The organism is Gammaproteobacteria bacterium (genome assembly GCA_029881255.1).
GTDB lineage: Bacteria > Pseudomonadota > Gammaproteobacteria > S012-40 > S012-40 > JAOUMY01.
This window is the reverse complement of sequence record JAOUMY010000004.1, coordinates 300246-322145: the sequence shown is the minus strand read 5'-3', so window position 1 is coordinate 322145 and position 21900 is coordinate 300246. Positions and strand designations below refer to the sequence as shown.

The following is a 21900-nucleotide window of genomic DNA, read 5'->3' as shown; positions in this document are numbered from 1 at the left end:
GTTGCGGCAACGGTCACGCTGTCTTATTTTTACAGATCTCAATCAATTCAAACACTTGTATCGCATGGGGAGGGGAGTGTAGTTACACTGACGCAGGTGATGCAAAACACCATTTGGCCACATTTTCATCCCTTCGCCAAAGAGGCGTCGACGCTGGAAAGCAGTGTCCTGGCCGAACATGCCTATACCCGTATGATATCCGCCATGGTGGAGGAGGCCGTACGCGATACACCAGTGTTAAAGGTCAATATCTTTGATATGGGTGGACGTGTAATTTTCTCTACTCAAAAACCGCAAATCGGCACGGTAAAAGACCCTGGGTATCCCGGTAGCGTATCCGCGCGAACCGGGCGCGTCATAAGTGAACTGTCTCATCGCGACAGTTTTAATGCCATATCAGGGGTGGTTCACGATATCGATGTCGTCTCAAGTTATTTGCCTATACATGATACATCGCTACATGAAAAACCCGTCGTTGGCGTATTCGTAGTTTACTACGATGTCACCGAACGATTTCGCAGTATCTGGCAGCAGCAGGCGACTTTTTTTAGCATTATGATTGGGACGATTTTTGTCCTGTATTGGGTACTTTATTTTATTGTAAAACGCGCAGACCGGGTAATGTCTCATCAGGACAGCAGCCTGAAAGAATCGCTGCAGCGCATTTCGGAACAGGCCAAAGAGCTCGAGAGTACCCGCGACAAGGCATTGGACGCCAGCCGCGCCAAAAGTTTTTTTCTGGCGAATATGAGTCATGAATTACGTACGCCACTGAATGCGATTATCGGATATAGCGAAATGTTGGCCGAATCAGAAGAACAATTTGATAGCGACACGTTATCGGACATCAACCGGATAAACACGTCTGGAAAACATTTGCTCTCCTTGATTAACAACGTCCTTGATCTATCAAAAATTGAGGCGGGCGAGGTGAGTGTCGAACTCGAAGAGGTGTCACCGGTGCGAACAGCGCAAGAGGTGATTGCCAGTCTTGAAAACCTGGCCCAGGAAAAACACAATACGATCAAACTAGAAACAAAAAATATTACCAACAACGACTACATTCACACCGACTCAACCAAGTTGCATCAGATATTGTATAACCTAATAGGAAATGCCAATAAGTTTACGGACAATGGACAATTAACAGTCGCGATAAGCTTGGAAGGTTCGGTAACAAGCGGCAAACTGATACTGACGGTTTCTGACACCGGCATCGGTATGAATCAGGAACAAATCGAAAATCTTTTCGAAGCCTTTAAACAGGCAGACAATTCGACTACGCGTAAATATGGTGGTACGGGCCTGGGATTGGCCATTACGCGCCATCTGTGCAATCTTCTCGGCGGGACAATCAAAGCACAAAGCCAGCCCGGCGTGGGCTCGAATTTTGTCGTCGAGCTTCCGTTAAAGCCAAGCGTATAAAAGCTATTTTTCACTACCAATAACGGCTCGTCTATAAGCAAACGGCCGACAAACCTGGATAAGGACCATCCATACACTAAACAGTAAGATTCGGTCGTACAGACAAGTAGAAGCCGGAGAGTCGTAGGATCCTCCGGCTTTTCTTTTAGGTTCTTTGATTTAACATAATATATATTATGCGCAGTATAATCTGCGGAGAAGCAGTGCAAGGTTAGCTATTACCCAAATCACTTTCGATGAAAAACAAGGTGATGAATATCACACAGGCGCCCTTGTGTCTTTCCACACATACACACCAACAAGTTTCCCCTACTGTAGAAAGCATCTGTAATGCACTCGGCAATCCGTACGAGATTTCTTTTATAGAACAAGGAGACATTCATGAAAAATCGCATATTTGGTAGTCTTGGAGGCGCTTTAATGCTCCTGGCCTGCTCCTGGTCAGGGATGAGTTACGCGGTTCCTGGTGGAGATGATATGACCGGCGTATTGGATAAAACCGGCATAGTTCGACTGAATACTCTTGATAACTCCGGGTCAGGTGGCGGTCGATGTACCGGGACTATTTTGTACTCCTCTGCTTCAGAGAATCAAACCTGGATTGTCACAGCTGCCCACTGTTTTAGTAATCATGACGATTTGTATTATGTACACAGCCATTTTACCGACCCAAGAGCATGGGTAAATTACAATGGAACTACAACACAAACCCTGGACTCCAGAGTTTTTGTCCATCCAGATTGGCTCAGTAATGGCGGGCATACCTCGTGGTTTGGACCGGCGGACATCGCCTTTGTCCGAATTCAGGATTACCTCCCGGTAAATGATGCAAGCGGAAACCCGATTGCGCAATATGAACGGGCGATTTATGTCGGCGATCCGTTGGAAGTTGCGGACAATACGGCATCTTCTCCAGACAGAACCAACTCACTATGCGGTTATGGCGTAACAAGCAGACTGACCTGCGGTTTCACGGACTGGATGAAGTACTACAACAATTTTCGTGAAGAGTTTTTTCACATACCACGTTCGACCTTTGATGGTGTTTGGGGATTTGAAGGCGGAGACAGTGGCGGTCCGTTTCTAAAGTTTGCACCGGGAATGACAAATTCGTCTTTTGGAATTTCCTCAAGAACACAGGCACTGGCGCGCCACGGTGTGGTTATGGCGGTATTGCAGGGGCCGCTCGTTTATACGGCGAGTTGGCAAATCGATCTTTGGGGTCAAACTGACCCAGGCGATGCCATCGGTGCCCGTCTTGGCAACGCACGTACATGGCTGACAACCATTCCTGGTGCAAACGTCATCCCAAGGCTCACAAGTTGGACGACAGAGAACCTGACTGAAAATTGTGACGGCTGTGTAAACAAGTCTACACGCTTGTTTGAAGGCACAGACTGGCGAATAGAATCAGGTTGGTGTAGCCATAGTGGCGCTAGCCTCTTTCGCGGCGACTTTAACGGCGACGGAAAAACCGACCTACTGTGTCACGATACGAATGGAACCAAGTGGATAGACTTTGCCGACGCATTGGGTCAATTCAATGGCACAGATTGGTCTCGGGCAGCTAACTGGTGTGGAGGCACAACTGCGAAGCTCATTATCGGCGACTACAATGGTGATGGACGGGATGACATGTTGTGTCACTCAAGTGCCGGTAATAAGTACATCGACTATGCAAACAACAGTGGTCAATTTTTAGGTACAGATTGGTCACGGACCACAAACTGGTGTTCACACGGTAGCGCTGAATTGCTCGTTGGCGACGTCAATGGTGATCACCGTGCCGATTTGATTTGTCATGACACTGCAAGTGGCTATAAGTGGATTGATTATGCGGATACTTATGGACGTTTTTACGGTACAAATTGGGAACGCGATGCACACTGGTGCAGCCACACGGGCGCGCAGATACGCATGGGCGATTTCAACGGCGATGGCCGAACCGATATGCTTTGTCACGACACCGCTGGAAATAAGTGGGTTGACCTTGCCGATAATTACGGACGCTTCAATGGTAGCAACTGGAGTGCAAACACAGGTTTTTGCGCGGGGAGTGGTAACACATTGTTGGTGGGCGATTTCAATAATGACTATCGCGACGACCTACTCTGCCACGAAAGTTCTGGCAATAAATCGGTAGACTTTGGCGACAGTGCTGGTCGATTGAGCGGCGCTGATTGGGCTCGTGTAACCAATTGGTGCAGTCACTCAGGCGCAAAAGTCCACACCGGCGATTTCAATGGTGACGGCAAAGACGATATGTTGTGTCATGATTCGATTGGACGGCAGTGGGTGGATTACGCGCGTTAGATCAACTTTATTGCAATTGCACTAAAGTAATTCAGTACATTGTGTAAACAAAAAATGCCAGCCTGTATAGGCTGGCATTTTTTTATTCGGTCTATTGGAGGAATACTGGTTAAGATGCGGTGCAACTCATGTCTTCGCCACAACACATAGGCGATTTGATCTTTCCGTGCCCATTTGGGCATTCAGAAATTTGTACATTAGAATTATCGTCGAGTTTTAAGTTGCCATTTACGAGAGGCGCATCACACTTCCCACATGTCGCATTAACCGACATTCCACATTTCTTGCATTCATATGTCGCCATAACATCCTCCTTTGATAATTCCATTAAAAATACTAGAGCTCTGTAACACCGGAATCCTTGATGGCTGCCCCAGTTCGTGAAGATCAATAGTGCTACAGGAGAATGTAATATTCAAGCTCTTGCCGGTCAGCATACGTCCTTGGCATGTTTGAGAATCAATGGATACACGTGGTTAAGTCGATGCGACCTTAATCCTCCTGGACAATCTTCACTAAATCTCCACATATTCGCCAAATCTGATTTCGGTGTCCATAGCCCGCTCCTTGAGATATTGCAAAATTGAAGTAGCGGGTATTACGATTCTTGCCGCTTTTAGTCGTACCGACTAAAGTACTGTTTAAGTACTAAATTGGGTTTTTGACTGCAACATAGGAGACCTTCAATGCTCAAGGAACATATGGCGCCACCCGCTGTACGGTTTTTTCTACTAGTTACATCAGGCGTTTTATGGCTTGGAATTGGTTTAACCGGATTTTCGGTCGCGCACTGGGTGCTCTATATCCCTTCCAGTTTTCTTTTGATGGCCGCAATTACAGGGATTTGCCCAGGTTTGATATTTTCAAAAATGCTATTTCGAACAAAAAACTGAAATTAGGTATCAGATTTCCCCGTCAGGGGTGTTGAAAGGTCAACTATACCCCCAATATAGTCTTGGGGTTCGGTACCCACCCATAGGGAGACAGACATGAATGACGAAATCAAAGAACACCTGGAAAATTCCACCACCTGGTCACGCGGATTTCATATGTTGCTATTTGGCTTTATCTACTGGATTGCTAAGTTTGTCATATTCGGCGTAGTGGTTATTAATTTCGGCTTTGCAGTCGTGACAGGTGCGCCTAATGTTTCATTAACGGCGTTCGGCCAGCAATTGTCCCTTTATGTCTATCAGATACTTCGTTTTCTCACCTTTAACTCTGAATATAAACCCTTCCCATTCGACAATTGGGATAGCGAACCAGAAGTGTAAAAAACACTACGATTTATCCATCCCATAAACTAAAAAAGCCCCCAAGGAGTTCATTGGGGGCTTAGTGTTAACTGAAAACTTCAATTTTATAGTGCAGCGCACTCTTCCGCTGTTGGAAACGAATCGTCAATTGGGATGATGAGACACTCACCCTGGTTCACCGTCACACTTCCTGCGTCCGGACCGGTTACCGTCAGTTTAAATGGCCCACCTTCATCCACTCGCATCCACTCCTCCTGAGAATCCGCCAATACCGTTCCAGCCGGTGCGGTTACGGAAAAAGATGCACTCAAATTTGGATCTCTCGGATTATCGGCATTTGAGAAAATTTCATATGCGAATTCACCATTGACGTTCTTCACCGTTACCTTCGCCGACAATGCTTTGTCTAAAGTGATCGAAAATTTATCTTCGCTTTCACCCGCAGTAATATCTATAGTATCGGCCTCTATCGTTACGGCGCGTTGACCATTTATGTCAAACGTTACTGGCTGGCCCCTTAAACCGACGTTGGTCGCTACCAGAGTATCGCCGTCGATCTTTCCGCTAAACGTTCCGGTGACGCCTGCCATTGCGAATTTTACAGACTCTGTTTTATTTTCATTAGTCTCTGCATATGAAAATTCCGTCCGGTGAAGATCAATCACTAAATCTGAGTCTGTATCTTCAATATCTACAGTTAAGGACACTACTTCAGCCGTTGCGACAAAAAATGTGATTTTTTCACTGCTACTGCCACTGCTATCAGAAAAGATAACATCTATATCATTCGTAATACCAAAAGCCATGCGGACCTTGTTTTCGGCTGGTAACGCAAGCGTTACACGGAAACTGCCTGATAGCTTCTCAGGCAATTCAAGGGCATCTATTTCGTCTTGTGATAAATCAAAGTCTTCTTGAATTTGTTCCGCCAAAGCCTTAATCACCGAGAGATTCACCTCGTAATACCATTCGTCCTGGCTATAGCCGAATGCCATGGGTGCGTAATCATCGTATCTAAGCTTGATTACGCCAGAGGTGTCAGAATTTAGGACGATGTCCACAAACACATGCTTTTGCAATTCTTCACAGGCAGCAAGGTCATCCTCATCGGAAATGTCGTCGCATACACTGTCCTGTAGTGAATAGGTAACAGTATTTCCGTCCTTCACACCTGCATCAAGTATCTCATCAAATAACATGTCGATTGCGTCCGCAAGTTCATCCTCCTCGTGCATTGTACGTCCGACCAAACTGCGTCCGTTTAGAAAGGTTTTCGACATTTTCTGACCGAATCGACCATTTAGAAAACGCGACATCTGTGGGGAACTAAGCGCCTTGTAAGCCGGTTTATTACGGAGGGTCTGGGCCTTCAGCGCAAAAGAGAGACTATTCTCAGCGTCCATGCTTTCAACGGAATCTCTCAGCGCGTAGACACCATCATTGAGGGCTTTTTTCATGCTGGCCCTGGCCGCATCTTTCGCATCAGTTTCTGAAAGTGCAACCGGTGTACTACTCTCTTCGAATTTTTCTGAATTGACTACGGCTACCTTACTGCCGTCGACTTTATCTTCTTCTTTTACCTCGAACAGCGATTCATGGAAACACGCTGCCATCAGTGTGGTAAATAAAAGAAATATTATAAATTTACTTAGACTTTTCATGTTGTGTCCTTATGTCCTGGTTTTAATAGTTTCAACTCGCACTTTTATAATCCGCGGCGACTCCTTCGTCCGCGCAAGCTCTCCGGAAACACCTTATGGATTACCGAGAAAGCATATGGCTACTATATTTCAACGCACTCACGTTTTGCTCACGAAGCGAACACTAACCCTTCCGGCCTTGTGTTATGAGAATTATCGGATAGCGCTTTATAGGAAACCCCGTACTTAGCGAAAAACCAGGCGGCATGCCGCTACACTTTTTTAACAAACTCCGATTTGAGTTTCATTGGTCCAATGCCGTCTATCTTGCAATCGATGTTATGATCGCCCTCCACCAGCCTGATATTTTTGACCTTGGTGCCGACCTTAACGACTAAGGAACTACCCTTCACCTTCAAGTCCTTAATTACGCTAACCGTGTCACCATCACTCAATAGATTGCCATTGGAGTCCTTAATGGCAAGTCCTTCGACTTGCTGAGCCTCATCGCCGATCTTCCACTCATGACCACACTCCGGGCAGACCAACATATTTCCGTCTTCGTAGGTATAAACAGAACTACAACTTGGACAACTGGGTAACTCACTCATAGTAATTCTCTATATAATTAAAAGTGTTTGCATAATTCTCGCGTAATACCTGCTAGTTACCAGGCCAAATAAATTCCACACGAATGCCACTCGGGTCATAACACATCATATGCTTGGCAGGCCCGGCCCCTAATAACTCCGGAGAGAACTCAATCTCAACATGATGTTCTTTTAATCGCTCGTATGTTTTGTTGAGCCCAGTCTCGTCGGCGACCGCGAGCGCAACATGATGCAATCCAACATTTCTGTTCTTATCGAACGCTATAAAAGGCTCTTCTTTCGTTGCCCACAGCGTGAGCATAATATGCCCGTCACTAACAAATATCGCAGGATAATCTTCGCGCCTACGTACTTCCTTCCAAGCAAGTATAGTGGTGAAAAACCGTGCACTTTCTTCCAGTTTTGAGACTGTTAGACCGATATGATGAACACCGCGAGTGACTGGCATATCCATATGTACTTCCTGTGCAATTGACGATGACTTTAGGCCATCAATAGAATGACGAAAGTTTATTCAAGTAAAGAATGCGAAACCATACTCTATTGCATATAGGCATAACCTTCCTTTTGCAGTTTTACAATTTCTGCATCCGCCATCGGCACCATCTTTACGAACCCATGGATATCACGCGGCTCGTAACCCCTGACCTTCGCGGCTGCCTGACACATGCGAAATTCAATCGTCGAGCCTAACGTAAAATTATAGGCTCTTTTCATCAATTCATAATTCTGCGTGTTGGCTATACTGAAGAAAGGTATGCTGTCCCCATGAATGATTACAACGATCGAACTTTCAAATGGATCTGAATCATACAATTTATACAATAGTCCCACTCTATCCATAATATTTTTGAGATGTTCTGCATCGCCGGTGGTGAGATCGTATAACACCTTTTGTGGTGCGTAACGATAATCCACACCTTTTGCCGTTCCCCAAGACGCAGAATCGCTGGCAAGCGTGGGGTTCAATAAGGCATTAAATGTCACAATACATATCGCCAATAATACAGTAATGTGCAAGGTCACCTCTTTTACGTCTGCAGCGTTTAAAAACCAGGAAGCGATAGACCGACACCGATACTCGAACTAAATATCATTGATCGCCCAGCGGCAAACCCACCAAAGACTAAATATTCGCCAATTATCATTTCATCAAAACTCCGTTAAATGATAATCGCGCTGTCGCACAGACTTGATAAAAACATAAATTAAGCGGGATAACCATATTTTTCCTACTTGCAACGATTCCCACTACTCCGCTCCTACCTGACTTCATCATTGTACGGTGGGAACACAGCGGAAAACTGAATATTGATGAATCAATACTTATCACCGTTCTTATGCGTAAATACCCAGCCAGACTCGGTATCAAATGCTTTTAAGTCATCGTCGGGATATTCAACGATATCCCCTGCCGTACGATCACCAACTTCCAGATATACAACAGCCTCATTGGATCCATTTTTCAATTGGGCTCCGCATTTTTCGCCTGCTCGAACGCCAAAGCAGTCCCCAGGCGACATTGAAAATTCTTTGTCGTCCAATAAAAGGGTTGGACATCCAGAAACAATATAAATGAATTCGTCTTGCGTTAAATGATAATGCTTCAACGCGGAAATACCCCCAGGCGCCAATTCTGTTAGATTTACACCAAAGTTTTGGAGACCAAAAAATTCTCCCAATTTTCTTTTGAAGCGACCTTTCATCATTGAAGCGAAAGGTTCTGGATAAACAGACCGGTCTGAGCCTGATACTTCTCTCGCGCTAATTGGTTTTTTAGTAATCATCATTGTCCTTTAGGTGTCGCAGATTATGCATGGGATAGCAACCAAGAAACGCCCTTTTGCTAAGTTGTCACGGACGGAAATACTGCCCTTTCCAAAACAAGCTCTATGCCTTCAGCTCCTTCGGGAGAACATTTTAAACTTCAATCTCCGCGACTAATGTCATATAACACCCTTGTTTCCGGGTAATTTGAAGTGCAACGCAAAACCTGTCTGTCAATTCAGAATTATACTGATTTAATAGCAATTTCATCAGACGCACAAGGGAAAATGCACCGTATGGCCGCCATACAAATACGCGTGGGTTCGTTTAAGTGGAATGAGCGATGTTAGAGCGTGAGAAATTGTCGAAACGCGAGGCGAATAATTTGCGACATTTTACTCTTGCCGCGGTTGTATTCCGCGCCCTCGCCAGTCGCGTATTTTAGCGTGTACGCCACGGGTGAATGCGGCGGAATAGTCTTCGAGTAAGTCGACGCCGAGTAAGATAAAAATGACTACGAAGGAGAGTTTTATTGCGGTGAGATGATAGCCCAGGCCAATAGTCACACCGATGGACGCAAGCGCCCAGATGGCGGATGCAGAGGTAACACCAACGACGATTCCTTCTCGTGCTAGCATCACACCTGCACCGAGGAATCCAATGCCGGTAATGACCTGGCCGATAACCCTGCCTGCGTCAACATTACCCACCAAGGTGGACGCAGATTTCACAAAGACATAGGTTCCCAGTACGATTAGTGCTGATGTGCGTATCCCAACCGGTTTGCCGCGCAGTTGTCGTTCCAACCCAATAATGGTGCCGCAGAGTAAAGCCGTTACAATGGCCGGCCAGTTGAAGGGGTCTATGTCAAATAATGCCTGCATACCGTCGTAAGCCTTCCAAAAAATCTGGTTTGATCTGAAATGCAAATTCCCAGCCCGGGAATAGTCGATACGTATGAAATTTAGCGTTTCAGTATTTCGGCTTACGGTGTAGCTATAGTCAGCGAGCTCACGCCAACGCCAGCACCTATCCGCCACCCAGGACCACAGATCCCTCTTAATATAAGCATATTCTTACTTTATGATTACATCATAACCGATTGTCTATTCAATGTTAATAATTGGCGGGCACGGAGATAATATGGCTTTCATAGAGCTAACCAGCTAGCAAACGACGATATTCACCAGGAGTAGCCACGTAATTTCCCATCTATGCAACATCGCTTATGGCATCTATTCGCCCATGCGATTTGCGTTTGGCCTGGTACAAGGCACGATCACATTGCGCCATCAGGGTTTGAACAGTATGTTGAGCCCCTTTTGTTGAGGCTACGCCAAGACTGATTTTTGGGGTAATGCGGTGCTCGTCGTAAGCCATGACCGAGTGATTGATATTGTGCAATAGTCGTTCAGCAACCTCCCCAGCCTGAACATATCCGGTGTGCGGCATCAAAATGGCGAATTCGTCGCCACCAATACGCGCGAGTATATCGCTGTTACGTAGACTGTCTCTCGCGGTTTTGACTATGTGTATCAACAAAGCATCACCCACCGGATGACCATAGGTATCGTTTATCCGCTTGAACAAATCCACATCAAAAATCACGACTGACAAAGGTAAGTCATAACGGTCCGCCTTTTTAAACTCCTCATCAAAGCGCGAAAAAAATGCCCAGCGATTCAAACTACCCGTCAGGGAATCTCGCGTCGCGTAGAAGCGAAGCTTTTCGATTTCATCGACATATTTATCGACGCAATTGAGTACCAGGAGATAGGCACTATTGGTCATGTCCCCTATCCGCTTCCAGCTTACTTCGACAGAGTGAGAAATATCAGAACTTGTGAGGCACAAATTAAGTGGCGCAGACGATTCTGAAGGTGATTCTTGAATTCCGGCGATGAGTTGTTCGTATGACTGAAGATCCAGAAAATCTACAAGTGGCCGAACTTGAGAACTATCCTGATCGAACGTGTGAACAAAAAGAAGATTCGAACCGACAATCTCTAACTTGCTGTTTAGTTGCAAAGCAGGCAACGGAATCAATTCAAGATCCAATTGTGTAAGTGACATTCGAATTCCCTTTGTCCCATTCAAATAACTCGCATTACATATTGATTCGCTGCGAGTATTTTTGTTCCCAAATATTCCAGGTTTTTCTAACTAAAATTAAAGTTGTCGGTCGCGTGTCAACCTGGACCTGACTTCGGGGAAAATCGTTATGTGGAGGAGCATCGTAAGCCCAAGGAAAAAGCGAGAGCAATCGCCTAAAAAGGTGACAGATGATATTAATATAATAGAATAAATAAAAAATCTCCGACTTATGACGTCCACATTTACTGTCTTCCTTAAGTCACCCCTATCTTACACGAAGGCGTCACAGGATACGCCCGAGTCTTTCAAGGGTATTTATACCTGTTTTCAACCCGGATTAACTCTTCATATTTAATACTTTTTTGTTGCATTCTGGACTACCCATCCAAAAATAAGATCGTTGTAACAAAAAGAATTCATCGGAAAAGCGGGTGGAACTTGCGGACAAAATCAGAATTTTGATCTAGCATTTCCCGGAACTGCCAAAAGGCAGTTTAGAACGTATCCGACAAGAAAAGCATAACAAGTAACGGTTGCCACCCAAGTGTGTATTGCTTTTCTTTTAGACATATCCGACTGACTAGGGAAACATCAGGAGTATTACGTATGAGTTTTATACGAAAACCGATTGTTGTCGCGATGGCAATGGTGCTTGGTAGTATTCTGCCATCTGCATACGTCGCCGCCAGTGATGACGACCATGAGAGCAGCTATAGCACTTATAGCAAGGAAATCACCTTGATCCATATGGGCGACCTTCATGGACATACCACACCACGCCCTAACCTGCGTAGCGATGGTGATGGCCGTATGGAAGGTGGTCTGGCACGTATGTATACCAAGATCAAACGTATTCGTGAAAATAATTCACGCACACTGTTGATCAATACTGGCGACACCACACAAGGTTCTGGTGAAGCACTTTACACCCGCGGTAAGGCACTCGTCGACGTGGTCGACATGTTTAACGTACAAGCCTTTGCTGCTGGAAACTGGGAATTTGTATACGGACCAGATCGTTTCAAAGAATTCTTTGGCAACGGAACCGGTAAAGACGGCAAGGGCAATCGCTGGGGTGCTTTGGCGAGTAACCTTTACAATACCATTACCGACGTCGATAGCAATGGCAACATCATAGGCGCAACCAGCGCAAACTTCACCTCTGGTCTGATTCCAGCCACACTGCCTCGCGTACACACCGTTGCCCAATATGATGATTGGTCAAACTGGTATTTGAATAACGGTACACGCATTTTACCTGCATACTCTGTTAAAGACGTAGACGGTGTAAAAGTCGGTATCATCGGCTGTACTACACGCCGTGGTCCTCAAGTGGTTGGTAGCTGGGTAGTCGACGGTATTGAATTCACTGACTGTCAAAAAGAAGTGGAATACTATACACCGATCCTACGCGATCCAAACGGCCACAATGTTGATTTGCTGGTATTGATCACCGAGATCGAAGTCGGCGTAAACATCCAGATGGTGCGCACTTCTGCGGCACTTGATGGCGCTAACCACATCGACGTTATCCTGAACTCAGATATGCACGAAGAAACTCGTGAGCCTATCCGTATCAAGAACAAGAGCGGCACTGCTGAAACCTTGTTGATTGAAGAAGGTCAGGACGGCACCATGTTGGGCGAGCTGAAGCTGACGATTCGTAACAAGAAAGTCGTTGACTCTTCTTTCCGTGGTCACCGCATTCATGACGGTATCGAGGAAAACGAAGACGTTGCTCGCAAAGTTAAGAACGTGCGCTACATCTTCACCAAGGGCTTCGACAGCACCATTCCTTGTAACGAAAGCAGCCCATACTACAACACATTCAGCGGTACTTGCTTGACCGGTTCACTCGACGAAGTTGTAGGTTCAACTGAAGTCGGTCTACACCGTAGCAACTATTCCGATGAAAACATGCCTGCCGTACTTGAAGGTACATCGCATGACTTCATCGCTGATGCGATTCGCTGGTGGGCGCAGTCTGACCTGGCAACCGTACGTGGTTTCCGTTATGGAACACATGTAAAACCAGGTCCGATTACTCGTAACGACTTGTATCACTTCATTCCCATCGGTGCACGCATCGGTAAGGCCAGCCGTATTCACGTTGGTCAGTTGCGTAACCAGGTAGACAACTCTTCACAAGCCGTCTTTAGCTCGGACCCAGGTAGCACACTGGTTGAAGCCGCGCCTAAGAACAACAACGGTTGGGCCGGTGGTTGGTTGTTTGCTTACAGTGCTGACAACTTCAGCGTGAAGTTCGACCCATACCACTACCGTACTGCTAACGTTGATTCACGTGCGCGTGAACTGACTGTAGCCGTTCCTTGTGACCGTCTACCAGCCGCTGAACAAGCTGGCTGTACGGATAAAGCGGTAACGCAAATCACCAATGGAACAAATGGCGCGTGGATGGCAAACTGGGGTGCAAATCTTCCAGCACCTTTGACAACATACGCACTGCAAACAGATCCAGTTCCAGCCGGTAAATTACCTTGGAACTTTAAGTCTGGTACTGCTAGCAAACAAAACCAGTTACCTGCACTTTCTGTTGCTGGTTACTGGTATGAGCGCAGCCCGTTGAAATTGAATAACTGTCCAAACTGTAATCCAGCTGGTTTGTCGAACGACGACAATAGCGCTGAAGCACCTTACATTTTGCCAGTTAACGTAAACGACGACGGCACACCTGCTCTGGATGCCAGTGGCAAGCCAGTTCTGCTTTACGATGCGGATGGCAACATCTTACGTGAAGCCGACAACCGTCCAAAGGTTGCAGGTAAAGCAATCGAGTTGGTTACTGTAATCGAGAAGTATTTGGCGGCAAATGGTCCGGCCAATCCAGTTCAAAACCGCATTACCTTGGTTGATGGTGCAAGCCTGCCAGGTCGTGACGTGTTTGGATTCCCTGTAATGCAGCCACTGTGTGGTACCATTCCAGCGCTGAATCCTACTACTGGCGTAGTCGAAGCAGCACCAACAGTTTGTCCTAATCAATAATTCCGAGAGAGCCTCTGGAATGAAGCCGACCATCGAAATGGTGGTCGGCTTTTTTTATTGCCGGTGTACGTTGTTTCCCCGTATAAAGATACGCAGCACAAGTGCCAGCAATGGCAACAATCCCAATAGGGAAACCACGGTTGCACCTACGGGCAAATCCAAGACAAACGCAACATAGAGTCCCATAAGCGCGCCTGCGAGTCCCATTAGAAAAGCTATCCATAAGCGAGTTCGGTAGTTTGGCTTAACCAATGACGCGCTGAACGCCGGAATAATCAGGAAAGCAAACACCAGCAACACACCAGCGATACGCACCGCAACAGTGATTACGACGGCGAATGAAAGAAAGAAGAAAAACTCCCACAGATAATTAGGCTTCCGCGATGCGTCACCGAAGGACAGTTGAGAAAAAGCGCGTCGATAAACGATATGTATTATGCTGACCAGCGCATATGTCGCCGCAACTACACCGATATCGTCCCAACTCACCCACAATATATTGCCATTGAAGATAGATTTGAGTTCCTCCATTCCCTGCGAGGAACGACTAAGTATCACCACAGAGAGTGCTGTCGAAACAACGTAGGCGACACCTATTGCTACTTCTCGTGTCGTGTTGTCTTCAATACGACGAAGCTGAGAAAAGAGCGCCGCGGCGACAAAAGTAGCGGCAAACGCATAAAACCCAGCCGAGCTTCCGTGAGCGTCCTCGCCCATTAAAAAAGCGATACTGGCTCCCAGGGCCGCGATTTGCGCCAGGGCAAGATCGGCAAAAATAATGCCCCGAGCGAGTATGTGTATGCCCAGATAGGAATGTGTGAGCGCCATAAGCGCCATCATGGTAAACGCGGGTAATAGCAGCCAATATTCCATTACTTGACTCCGCGTAAAGCAAACACAATTTCGTCGAAGAGTTCAATATAGTTAGTGACTTTACTGGTCGATCCTACTGATTGCGGTATGACGTACACCTGTATACCGGTATTTCGTTGTAGAAATTCTGCGGAACGTCTTTCGTAATATGGTTCCATGAGTAATAAATCGATATCCTGGCTTTTAATTGTCGACACCAACTTGGCCAAATGAGCGGCACTTGGCGATATGCCCGGTTTTGGTTCGATCTCGGCGACGATCTCAAAGCCAAAGGTTTTGGCCAGATACAAAAGAGAATTGTGATACACAATAATCTTCTTGCCTTTTAGAATCGAAAGCGCGTCATGCCACTGTTTTATTTTTGTCTGTAAAGTCTTTTCGAAACTGGCAAAATTTGCTTCGTAATCTACGCGATGAGTTTTATCCATTTCAATGAGTTTGTCGGCAATCGTTCGGGCCATGACCAAACCATTTTGCGGGTCCAGCCAGTAATGGGGATTGCCCTGTACATGTACATCTCCCAGACTTCGATCAACTGGGCCAGAGGCCTTGCCTAACAACGCCACATGCTCAGACAAATCAAGAAAGCCTTCGCCACCTGTTTGTACCTTTGCATTGCGCGCAGAACGTAAAACTGCTGGCAGCCATCCAATTTCCAGGTCAGCGCCGACAACAACTAACACATCAGCCCCATGTACGACGCGTATCATACTCGGCCTTGCCTCGGCAAAGTGTGGGTCTCGCGTACCCATAGTCAACGCCTCTGCGTGGATGTGTGAACCACCCACCGCTTGCGCCAGAGCCGCCAGGTCTTGCGTTGTTGTCACCACATTGAGCTGCGCACTCACAATGCCCGATGTTAGCAGCGACAAAGTCGTAATCACTATTTGAATAAAGCGCATCATAGCCAACTCCTAAAACTGATGCGCCATGTGCGCACCTATGGTGTATTCAATCTGCAACCAAAAACTATGTGCGACACCGCCAAGGTGATCGGCATGATCTTGATTGTATTGCAGTCGAACCTTGCTAAACTCGCTCGGGAAATACGTGAGATTCGTCGACATTCGCTGGCGCTTGTCACGCATAGGATCAATTTCTTCCTCAGCCAACGCATCATGGGCATGGGCCTCATTACCTTGTGCCCATTCATAACGCAGACCCATTACCCATCCCTGCCGAAACCCCCAGGTCAACTGACTGAACATGCCCACGTCGATCAGTTTTGCATGTGCCGTATTGCCCTCATCTCCTGCAAGATAATCCCGTCGCATAATTTCTGTGTGCCATGCGACAAAAGGAAAACCACGATGGCTTTGTTGCGCCTGCCATTTAACGAATACATCTGCGCCAAGGATTTGCGTGTCCGTTTCATAGCCGGTGTTATTCGGTCCATACAATGCGGACAAACCAAGATTGGCACCGAGTGTCTCACCCACATCGAAGCCGTTCAGCCAACGCACGGAATACAACAGATCCCCCGCATTCTTTACCGGTCTATCGACCAGAGCAAACTCTGCGAAACTAGCTTCCGCCTGTATTTCCCCTCCGTGGTTGTGCTGTTCACCGCTGCTCATAAAACTATGTGTTGTTTCACCGTTGGCATTTTGCAACGCGACGAAAAATTCTGACATCCAGGGCAAAGGGGCTAACCAGGACAGTCGTCCACCCTGACTGCGTAAACCATCCCCGCCTAACAGGCGACTGGCGATGATAGGTTGATCCACAAAAGACCAAACATGAGGATGTTGCGGATTGTGACGACCGAACTCGGTATAGAACTGTCCGCCTTTGAGTTGTAATCCCAGCGGAAGCGCCCGCGAAACAAAATAGGCTTCTTCCAGTTCGAAAACGCTTTCCCCATCGGGAGAAATCTGCGACACAATATTCGACTGTGCATCCCAATACGGGTCGACGGCGGCAGACAAAGAGAGTTCGATGTTCTGCACGGTAAAACCGTTGCGTTTTGGATCATGACCACCGGCCTGTAATTTAGCGATTGTGCCATCGCCTACCGTACCCATACCGACGGCAGAAGTGCCCGAAAGGCCTATTTGCAGACCTTCACCAGACGCCTGGGCGCCAAACGAAAGACTGACAGATAACAACAGAACAAGCCCTGAATTAAAGGATTTTCTATCTGACAACATATGCTTACCTACGAATCTAAATACCGACTAGAACGGGTCTTAACATGTAGCCTGCGGTATCTGTACCGATGCCGACGAGCAAAAACACTAAGACTATAAGGACTGATTACGCGCCTATCGTAGGTGGTGCGCGGGAGGAAAACTGAAAGCCTCTGAAACTTAAAGATATTTGATGGGAAACTGCTGGTATATCACACGCTTGAAACTCGCCTGTTACCAGCGGATCGGACGAGGAAGTCAGCGCTGTAGGGCCATGTCCGGTGAGACAAAACTCGCAATTGGTGCTCTCATCAACAGTGCCAGGGTCAATTTGGTGTTGGGTCTGATGCAACAGATAGCCAGCAAAACATAGCGTTAGCAACAGAATCGGCAGAATGCGAGAGGCATATTTCATTCGGGCATCATAGCCGAAGTTTTGTTCGCCGAAAACTAAAAACTCCTACCTGTGAGCTGTGGATATATCGCTGATTATCAGGACTTTTATGGATCTTCGCGAGTGGATTGCCGGATGGTAAGACAGCGCCTCCCGTGTCCGACTCGGATCAGGAAAGGCGCAATTCTTAGTCTTTATATATAAGGCTAAACGAGATACTTTCGACCATTAACACTACATTCCAGTGCATACCATCTGACTTTCAATTGCTGCAGTTGTTAGAGACTCAGCATCCGTCTGACTCAAACTCGGTTTTAGACTTTCCACCATGCTTGCGACCTTAGTTTTATAATCTTCCAGCTTCTGCCATGCGTCTTCCGGTTTGTCTAACAACATCTTCAACCTTGCATCGTCAATTTTGCCTAACAAAGTAGCGCGATCACGATCGGCCTGTCGCCCAGTTATCTCAACAGCGTTAGTATAGTTTTTTGTCATCGACAAAGCGGTGTCACAAACTTCTGTCATTGCTGCATGCGCAGTTGACATAGCAGTCAGGAATACAAGAGCTGAACAAGCAGTAATAATTTTTCTCATCATTTTCTCCAATTCAAACTTACTTTTTTTCGAAGGCCTGAATCCAATATGCAGGCAGCAATGCATACACATGTTTTGTGCCAATTACTTTTCTCAATAGACATTCTGTAAGAAAACAAGCGGATGGTGTTTAGGTCTTTCGTTCAGACGTTTTGACAAGCGTTGGATTGGGTGTTTTGCCCCACTATTGGGTGTTTCGTTGTTTAAATTTACGGTGATGGTTTTATGGCGCTATTTGAACCTACTTTGCGAAGTGTCTTAGCGTCTTGGTTTGGCGACACTTCAAGCGGGAACGGATCTGTTTAATTCATACTAGCCGCACTAATAGGAGCATATATTAATGTTGTCTATGAGAAGTTGTTGACCAAATTCTGGGCGGGAGTTATGGTTAGCTGCTCTTGCATTGGGGGGGGGTTGGTTTCGTAGAATCCTGTTGTATTCCCACGTTGTTGACATTCCATTTGGCATGTCAATTATATAATTCTAAAAAAGCCTAGTTATAGAGGAGTGGGTTGTGAAGAATACTTTCGCATCATTAATTTTAACCAGTCTAATTTCCGTGCTGCTATTAGCTTGTGGTAAAGCCACAACAGTTGATGTATCGGATACGACAAGTCCTGGAACAAGCTCAACCGTCGGTGGTGGCAGTGGCGGGAATAGTAGTAGTGGTAGTAGTGGCTTTTCCGGATCTGGATCAGTCAGACGCTTAACTACTTCTCCGGCGGTCATAACCTTCCCCTACAATAATGCCATAGTCGCCACCAATGTCTTACGCGTCTCAGGCATAAGTGAGAAAAGTAGCCAGATTACTGCCATTAAGGTCAATGCGTCTGAAGCACAAAGCGACAACAGTTTCCAAAACTGGGTGGCAGAAGTACCGCTGACCCTCGGAGAAAACACCCTAAAGGTGGAAATAACCAACGCAAATGGTACCAAAGGTATTACGAGCGAAACAGTTACGGTTATAAATAAAGGCGTTTTACTCAAAAACGTATTGGATATTTCGTACTTACCAGGTAGTTCCCGAGCGCTGGTGGCGGATTCTTCACTGCGTGGCATGTACTCTATCGATCCAACAACCGGTTTTGGGGAAAAGATTTATTCCTATAGCAACAACGAAAGTATTTATGTGGGTCGCATAGGTGCAATGGTGCGTGAGGAAGCCACAGGCCGAATAATATTTGTTGATACTAACGAAGGCGACTTAAAAAGCATCGACCTGGGAACCGGCGATGGCGAAATTGTGTCATCTGAATCTCAGGCCGGACCGAATATCAGCAATTATGCAAAACGTATCGCTTACGACCCAGAATCTCAAAAGGCATATATAGCCGATGACAACGGAAATGGCATTGCGGAAGTTAATGTTCGCACAGGGGAACGTAGAATTTTGTCCTCCCCGTCTGTTGGTGCAGGAACACATTTTGGTTCGATCTATGACATGGTTGTCGATTCTTCAAATACTCGATTGCTGGTTGCCGGCTATTACTCAGGACATATCATCGCAGTCGACCTAACGAGTGGAGATCGGACTGTTCTCTCTAGTGGCTCAGTAGGAACTGGTCCAACAATTTCGCCACGTGCACTCGCTCATGACGCCGACAGCAATAGACTGTTCGTTCTGAGTGGAAGTGGATCGAGTGCAACAATTGTAGAGGTTCTGTTATCTGCTACAGAAACTACTGTGATCGGGGACCGTGTTGAGCTGACCGGTGGTTTTAGTAACCCAGCTGATATGGTGATGTCTGGGGATGCGAGTTCGCTTTTAGTGTCTGATTCAAATAAATTGGTAGGCGTTGCAATAAGCGATGGCGAAAAAACAATACTCTCGAGTTCAGCAGATGGTATTGGCACAGGAAGTAATTGGTCAAGCGGATATGGTATGACAGCCAGTTCGGATGGAAGTAAAGTCTGGTTCGGTAACTGGTATCGCAGCGTCATAGAGGTCGATCTGGAAACTGGCAATCGTACAAGTAAAACGCCGCCAACGAGTACATATATTTCTGATCTGGTATATGACGATGTGAATGACCGATTATTGACAATAGATTGGATAAACGATGAATTAAGATCGTATTTTCTTGCAGATAACACTTCCAAGATTATTGCAAACAATCAGGTTGGCCGATTGGTTCTTTACTCAGTTAAGGAACTGGCTATACTCGGAGAAGATATCATCTATCTTGATGCCGCGAATAACGCAGTCGCCGCCATTAATCGTTCCACCGGTGAACGACGCTTTGTATCGAATGCAGCATACGGAACTGGCGGTGCGTTTTCTGCGCCCTCAGGACTAACAGTCAACGGTGAAGTTATCTACGTCTATGACTCATCATCACAGCGACTGGTAGCTGTTGATATCGAAACGGGAAACCGTACAACGGTTTCGGAGTTTGATGAAATTGGTAGTGGTGAATCATTCGGCGCGAATTCAAGCTTGCTCGAGAATGATTCCATCAATGGCCGCGTCTTTTTAATGGAACCGAATGAAAATCGCATTCTGGCAATTGATATTAGTAACGGAAATCGCAGTGTGATCAGTAGTGACAGCCGAGGGACTGGCGATTCACTTTTAAACATGACGCAAATTCATTTTGACCAAGCGACAAATCAAATAATCGCCATTCTGTCGTATGGAAGCAAAATAGTTAGTATCAATCCCGTAAACGGTAATCGAACGACTGTTTACGCCACCGTTCTTGGTACCGGTCCGGCGTTCAGTGCCGACGAATTGGAACTGGACAAGGTACACAATAGGCTGGTTGGTCTGGATAAAAGTCAAGCCGTAATGTTCCAGGTTAGCCTTTCAGCTGGCGAAAGAACAATACTATCCGGTAACGGTGTCGGTGATGGTCCTGAGTTTGATGACCTCAATGATTTTGTCGTCGATGTAGACGCCAATATGGCGTATGTAACGGATGAGGACTATGAGGCAATCTTCAAGGTCGATCTGGATACCGGCAATCGTTCCATATTTTCGGGATATGATTACGATACTGGGGAATATGTCGGGGAAGGATCGAGTTTTGACCGACCGCAGGATATCGTGTTGGATAAAACGCACAATCGTCTTTTAGTTTCTGATTCAGGCGACGATGTCATTTTTGCAATCGATCTCACAAATGGAAATCGCACCTACGTATATGGATATATAGATGATGAAGATAGCGTTCCAAACGATTATTACTGGTTGTCCAATCCTACTGCACTCGCTCTTGATGAAGAAAAGGGCTTGCTGTACGTGCTGGACGATTCTGAGAAAGTCCTGGAAATAGATCTCAATGCTGAGACGCCAAACGCGGAGATTGTTTCCGGTTACTATTATGACGAGATTACCGATCAGGACTATACAATCGGCTGGGGCGTGAATTTCGATGACATTCAAGATTTGCGCTTCGATAAATCCACTCGAATGTTATACACAGTAGACAATGATTTAAACGCCGTGATGTCGGTTGAACCTTCGACAGGAGATAGAGACGGTGTTGTGTATGCTCGACGTAACAGTATCCCAGCATTCAACCGCCCTTACTCGATGGCGATTGATGCTGAAGACGGAATTGTCTACATAGGAGACGAGTACGGCGTTCATATCGCCGATCGTTATTCAGGGGAAAGCACGTCGTTCTCTGTAGGATACCCGGCACATTTCGATTAGTTTAGAGAATTCCATTAGATCCGTGGATACTAGAGGGGCAGCAATGCCCCTCATTTTTTTATGTAACGCTAATTCTCTATAGTGACGAACGTGGTCAGGGACACCTGCCGCTTTCACGGTACGTAATGCCGTCAGAAAGAAGC

Annotated in this window: 18 protein-coding genes; 5 read left to right on the top strand and 13 right to left on the bottom strand. The window is 46.3% G+C overall.

The window, feature by feature from the left end:
* Window positions 1–99 precede the first annotated feature (99 nt).
* On the top strand, window positions 100–1425 hold the full coding sequence (locus OEZ43_10895) for an ATP-binding protein (protein ID MDH5546093.1): 1326 nt from the start codon (window positions 100–102) through the stop codon (window positions 1423–1425).
* Between the two features lie 381 nt (window positions 1426–1806).
* Window positions 1807–3738, top strand: coding sequence for an FG-GAP-like repeat-containing protein (locus tag OEZ43_10890; GenBank protein ID MDH5546092.1), 1932 nt, complete (start codon window positions 1807–1809; stop codon window positions 3736–3738).
* 109 nt (window positions 3739–3847) lie between these two features.
* Here OEZ43_10890 and OEZ43_10885 read toward each other — a convergent pair whose 3' ends face one another.
* On the bottom strand, window positions 3848–4042 hold the full coding sequence (locus tag OEZ43_10885; protein ID MDH5546091.1) for a hypothetical protein: 195 nt from the start codon (window positions 4040–4042) through the stop codon (window positions 3848–3850).
* 685 nt (window positions 4043–4727) lie between these two features.
* Here OEZ43_10885 and OEZ43_10880 point away from each other — a divergent pair.
* Window positions 4728–5012, top strand: a complete 285-nt coding sequence (locus OEZ43_10880) for a DUF4389 domain-containing protein (GenBank protein ID MDH5546090.1) — start codon at window positions 4728–4730, stop codon at window positions 5010–5012.
* 86 nt (window positions 5013–5098) lie between these two features.
* Here the strand turns inward: OEZ43_10880 and OEZ43_10875 are convergent, their stop codons facing one another.
* The 7 genes from OEZ43_10875 to OEZ43_10845 all read right to left on the bottom strand — a co-directional run bounded on the left by OEZ43_10875 (window position 5099) and on the right by OEZ43_10845 (window position 11085).
* Window positions 5099–6655: a hypothetical protein gene (locus OEZ43_10875; protein MDH5546089.1), complete on the bottom strand. Its 1557-nt coding sequence runs from the start codon at window positions 6653–6655 to the stop codon at window positions 5099–5101.
* A 251-nt stretch (window positions 6656–6906) separates the two neighbouring features.
* A complete protein-coding gene (locus tag OEZ43_10870; GenBank protein ID MDH5546088.1) occupies window positions 6907–7245 on the bottom strand; it encodes a zinc ribbon domain-containing protein YjdM in 339 nt (112 codons plus the stop codon).
* 52 nt (window positions 7246–7297) lie between these two features.
* A complete protein-coding gene (locus OEZ43_10865) occupies window positions 7298–7699 on the bottom strand; it encodes a VOC family protein (GenBank protein ID MDH5546087.1) in 402 nt (133 codons plus the stop codon).
* Window positions 7700–7785: 86 nt separating this feature from the next.
* Window positions 7786–8265 (bottom strand): DsrE family protein, encoded by a 480-nt coding sequence (locus tag OEZ43_10860; protein ID MDH5546086.1) that lies wholly within the window; start codon window positions 8263–8265, stop codon window positions 7786–7788.
* A gap of 299 nt (window positions 8266–8564) precedes the next feature.
* Complete coding sequence (locus OEZ43_10855) at window positions 8565–9035, bottom strand: cupin domain-containing protein (GenBank protein MDH5546085.1); 471 nt, start codon at window positions 9033–9035, stop codon at window positions 8565–8567.
* A 372-nt stretch (window positions 9036–9407) separates the two neighbouring features.
* On the bottom strand, window positions 9408–9896 hold the full coding sequence (locus tag OEZ43_10850) for an MgtC/SapB family protein (protein MDH5546084.1): 489 nt from the start codon (window positions 9894–9896) through the stop codon (window positions 9408–9410).
* A 328-nt stretch (window positions 9897–10224) separates the two neighbouring features.
* Window positions 10225–11085, bottom strand: a complete 861-nt coding sequence (locus OEZ43_10845) for a GGDEF domain-containing protein (GenBank protein ID MDH5546083.1) — start codon at window positions 11083–11085, stop codon at window positions 10225–10227.
* 627 nt (window positions 11086–11712) lie between these two features.
* Between OEZ43_10845 and OEZ43_10840 the strand changes: the two genes are divergently transcribed.
* Window positions 11713–14109 (top strand): bifunctional metallophosphatase/5'-nucleotidase, encoded by a 2397-nt coding sequence (locus OEZ43_10840; protein ID MDH5546082.1) that lies wholly within the window; start codon window positions 11713–11715, stop codon window positions 14107–14109.
* 54 nt (window positions 14110–14163) lie between these two features.
* Here OEZ43_10840 and OEZ43_10835 read toward each other — a convergent pair whose 3' ends face one another.
* The 5 genes from OEZ43_10835 to OEZ43_10815 all read right to left on the bottom strand — a co-directional run bounded on the left by OEZ43_10835 (window position 14164) and on the right by OEZ43_10815 (window position 18102).
* Complete coding sequence (locus OEZ43_10835; protein ID MDH5546081.1) at window positions 14164–14982, bottom strand: metal ABC transporter permease; 819 nt, start codon at window positions 14980–14982, stop codon at window positions 14164–14166.
* Window positions 14982–15887, bottom strand: a complete 906-nt coding sequence (locus OEZ43_10830; GenBank protein MDH5546080.1) for a metal ABC transporter substrate-binding protein — start codon at window positions 15885–15887, stop codon at window positions 14982–14984. Before OEZ43_10830 ends, OEZ43_10835 begins: the two co-directional genes overlap by 1 nt.
* 9 nt (window positions 15888–15896) lie before the next feature.
* A complete protein-coding gene (locus OEZ43_10825; GenBank protein ID MDH5546079.1) occupies window positions 15897–17132 on the bottom strand; it encodes a hypothetical protein in 1236 nt (411 codons plus the stop codon).
* 106 nt (window positions 17133–17238) lie between these two features.
* Window positions 17239–17526 carry a hypothetical protein gene (locus tag OEZ43_10820; GenBank protein ID MDH5546078.1) on the bottom strand — a complete coding sequence of 96 codons (288 nt, stop codon included), beginning with the start codon at window positions 17524–17526 and terminating at the stop codon, window positions 17239–17241.
* A gap of 213 nt (window positions 17527–17739) precedes the next feature.
* On the bottom strand, window positions 17740–18102 hold the full coding sequence (locus OEZ43_10815) for a hypothetical protein (protein ID MDH5546077.1): 363 nt from the start codon (window positions 18100–18102) through the stop codon (window positions 17740–17742).
* A 511-nt stretch (window positions 18103–18613) separates the two neighbouring features.
* On the opposite strand from OEZ43_10815, the gene OEZ43_10810 reads away from it, so the two are divergent.
* Entirely contained in the window at window positions 18614–21757 is a 3144-nt protein-coding gene (locus tag OEZ43_10810; GenBank protein MDH5546076.1) for a PQQ-binding-like beta-propeller repeat protein, read from the top strand.
* Window positions 21758–21900: the final 143 nt, after the last annotated feature.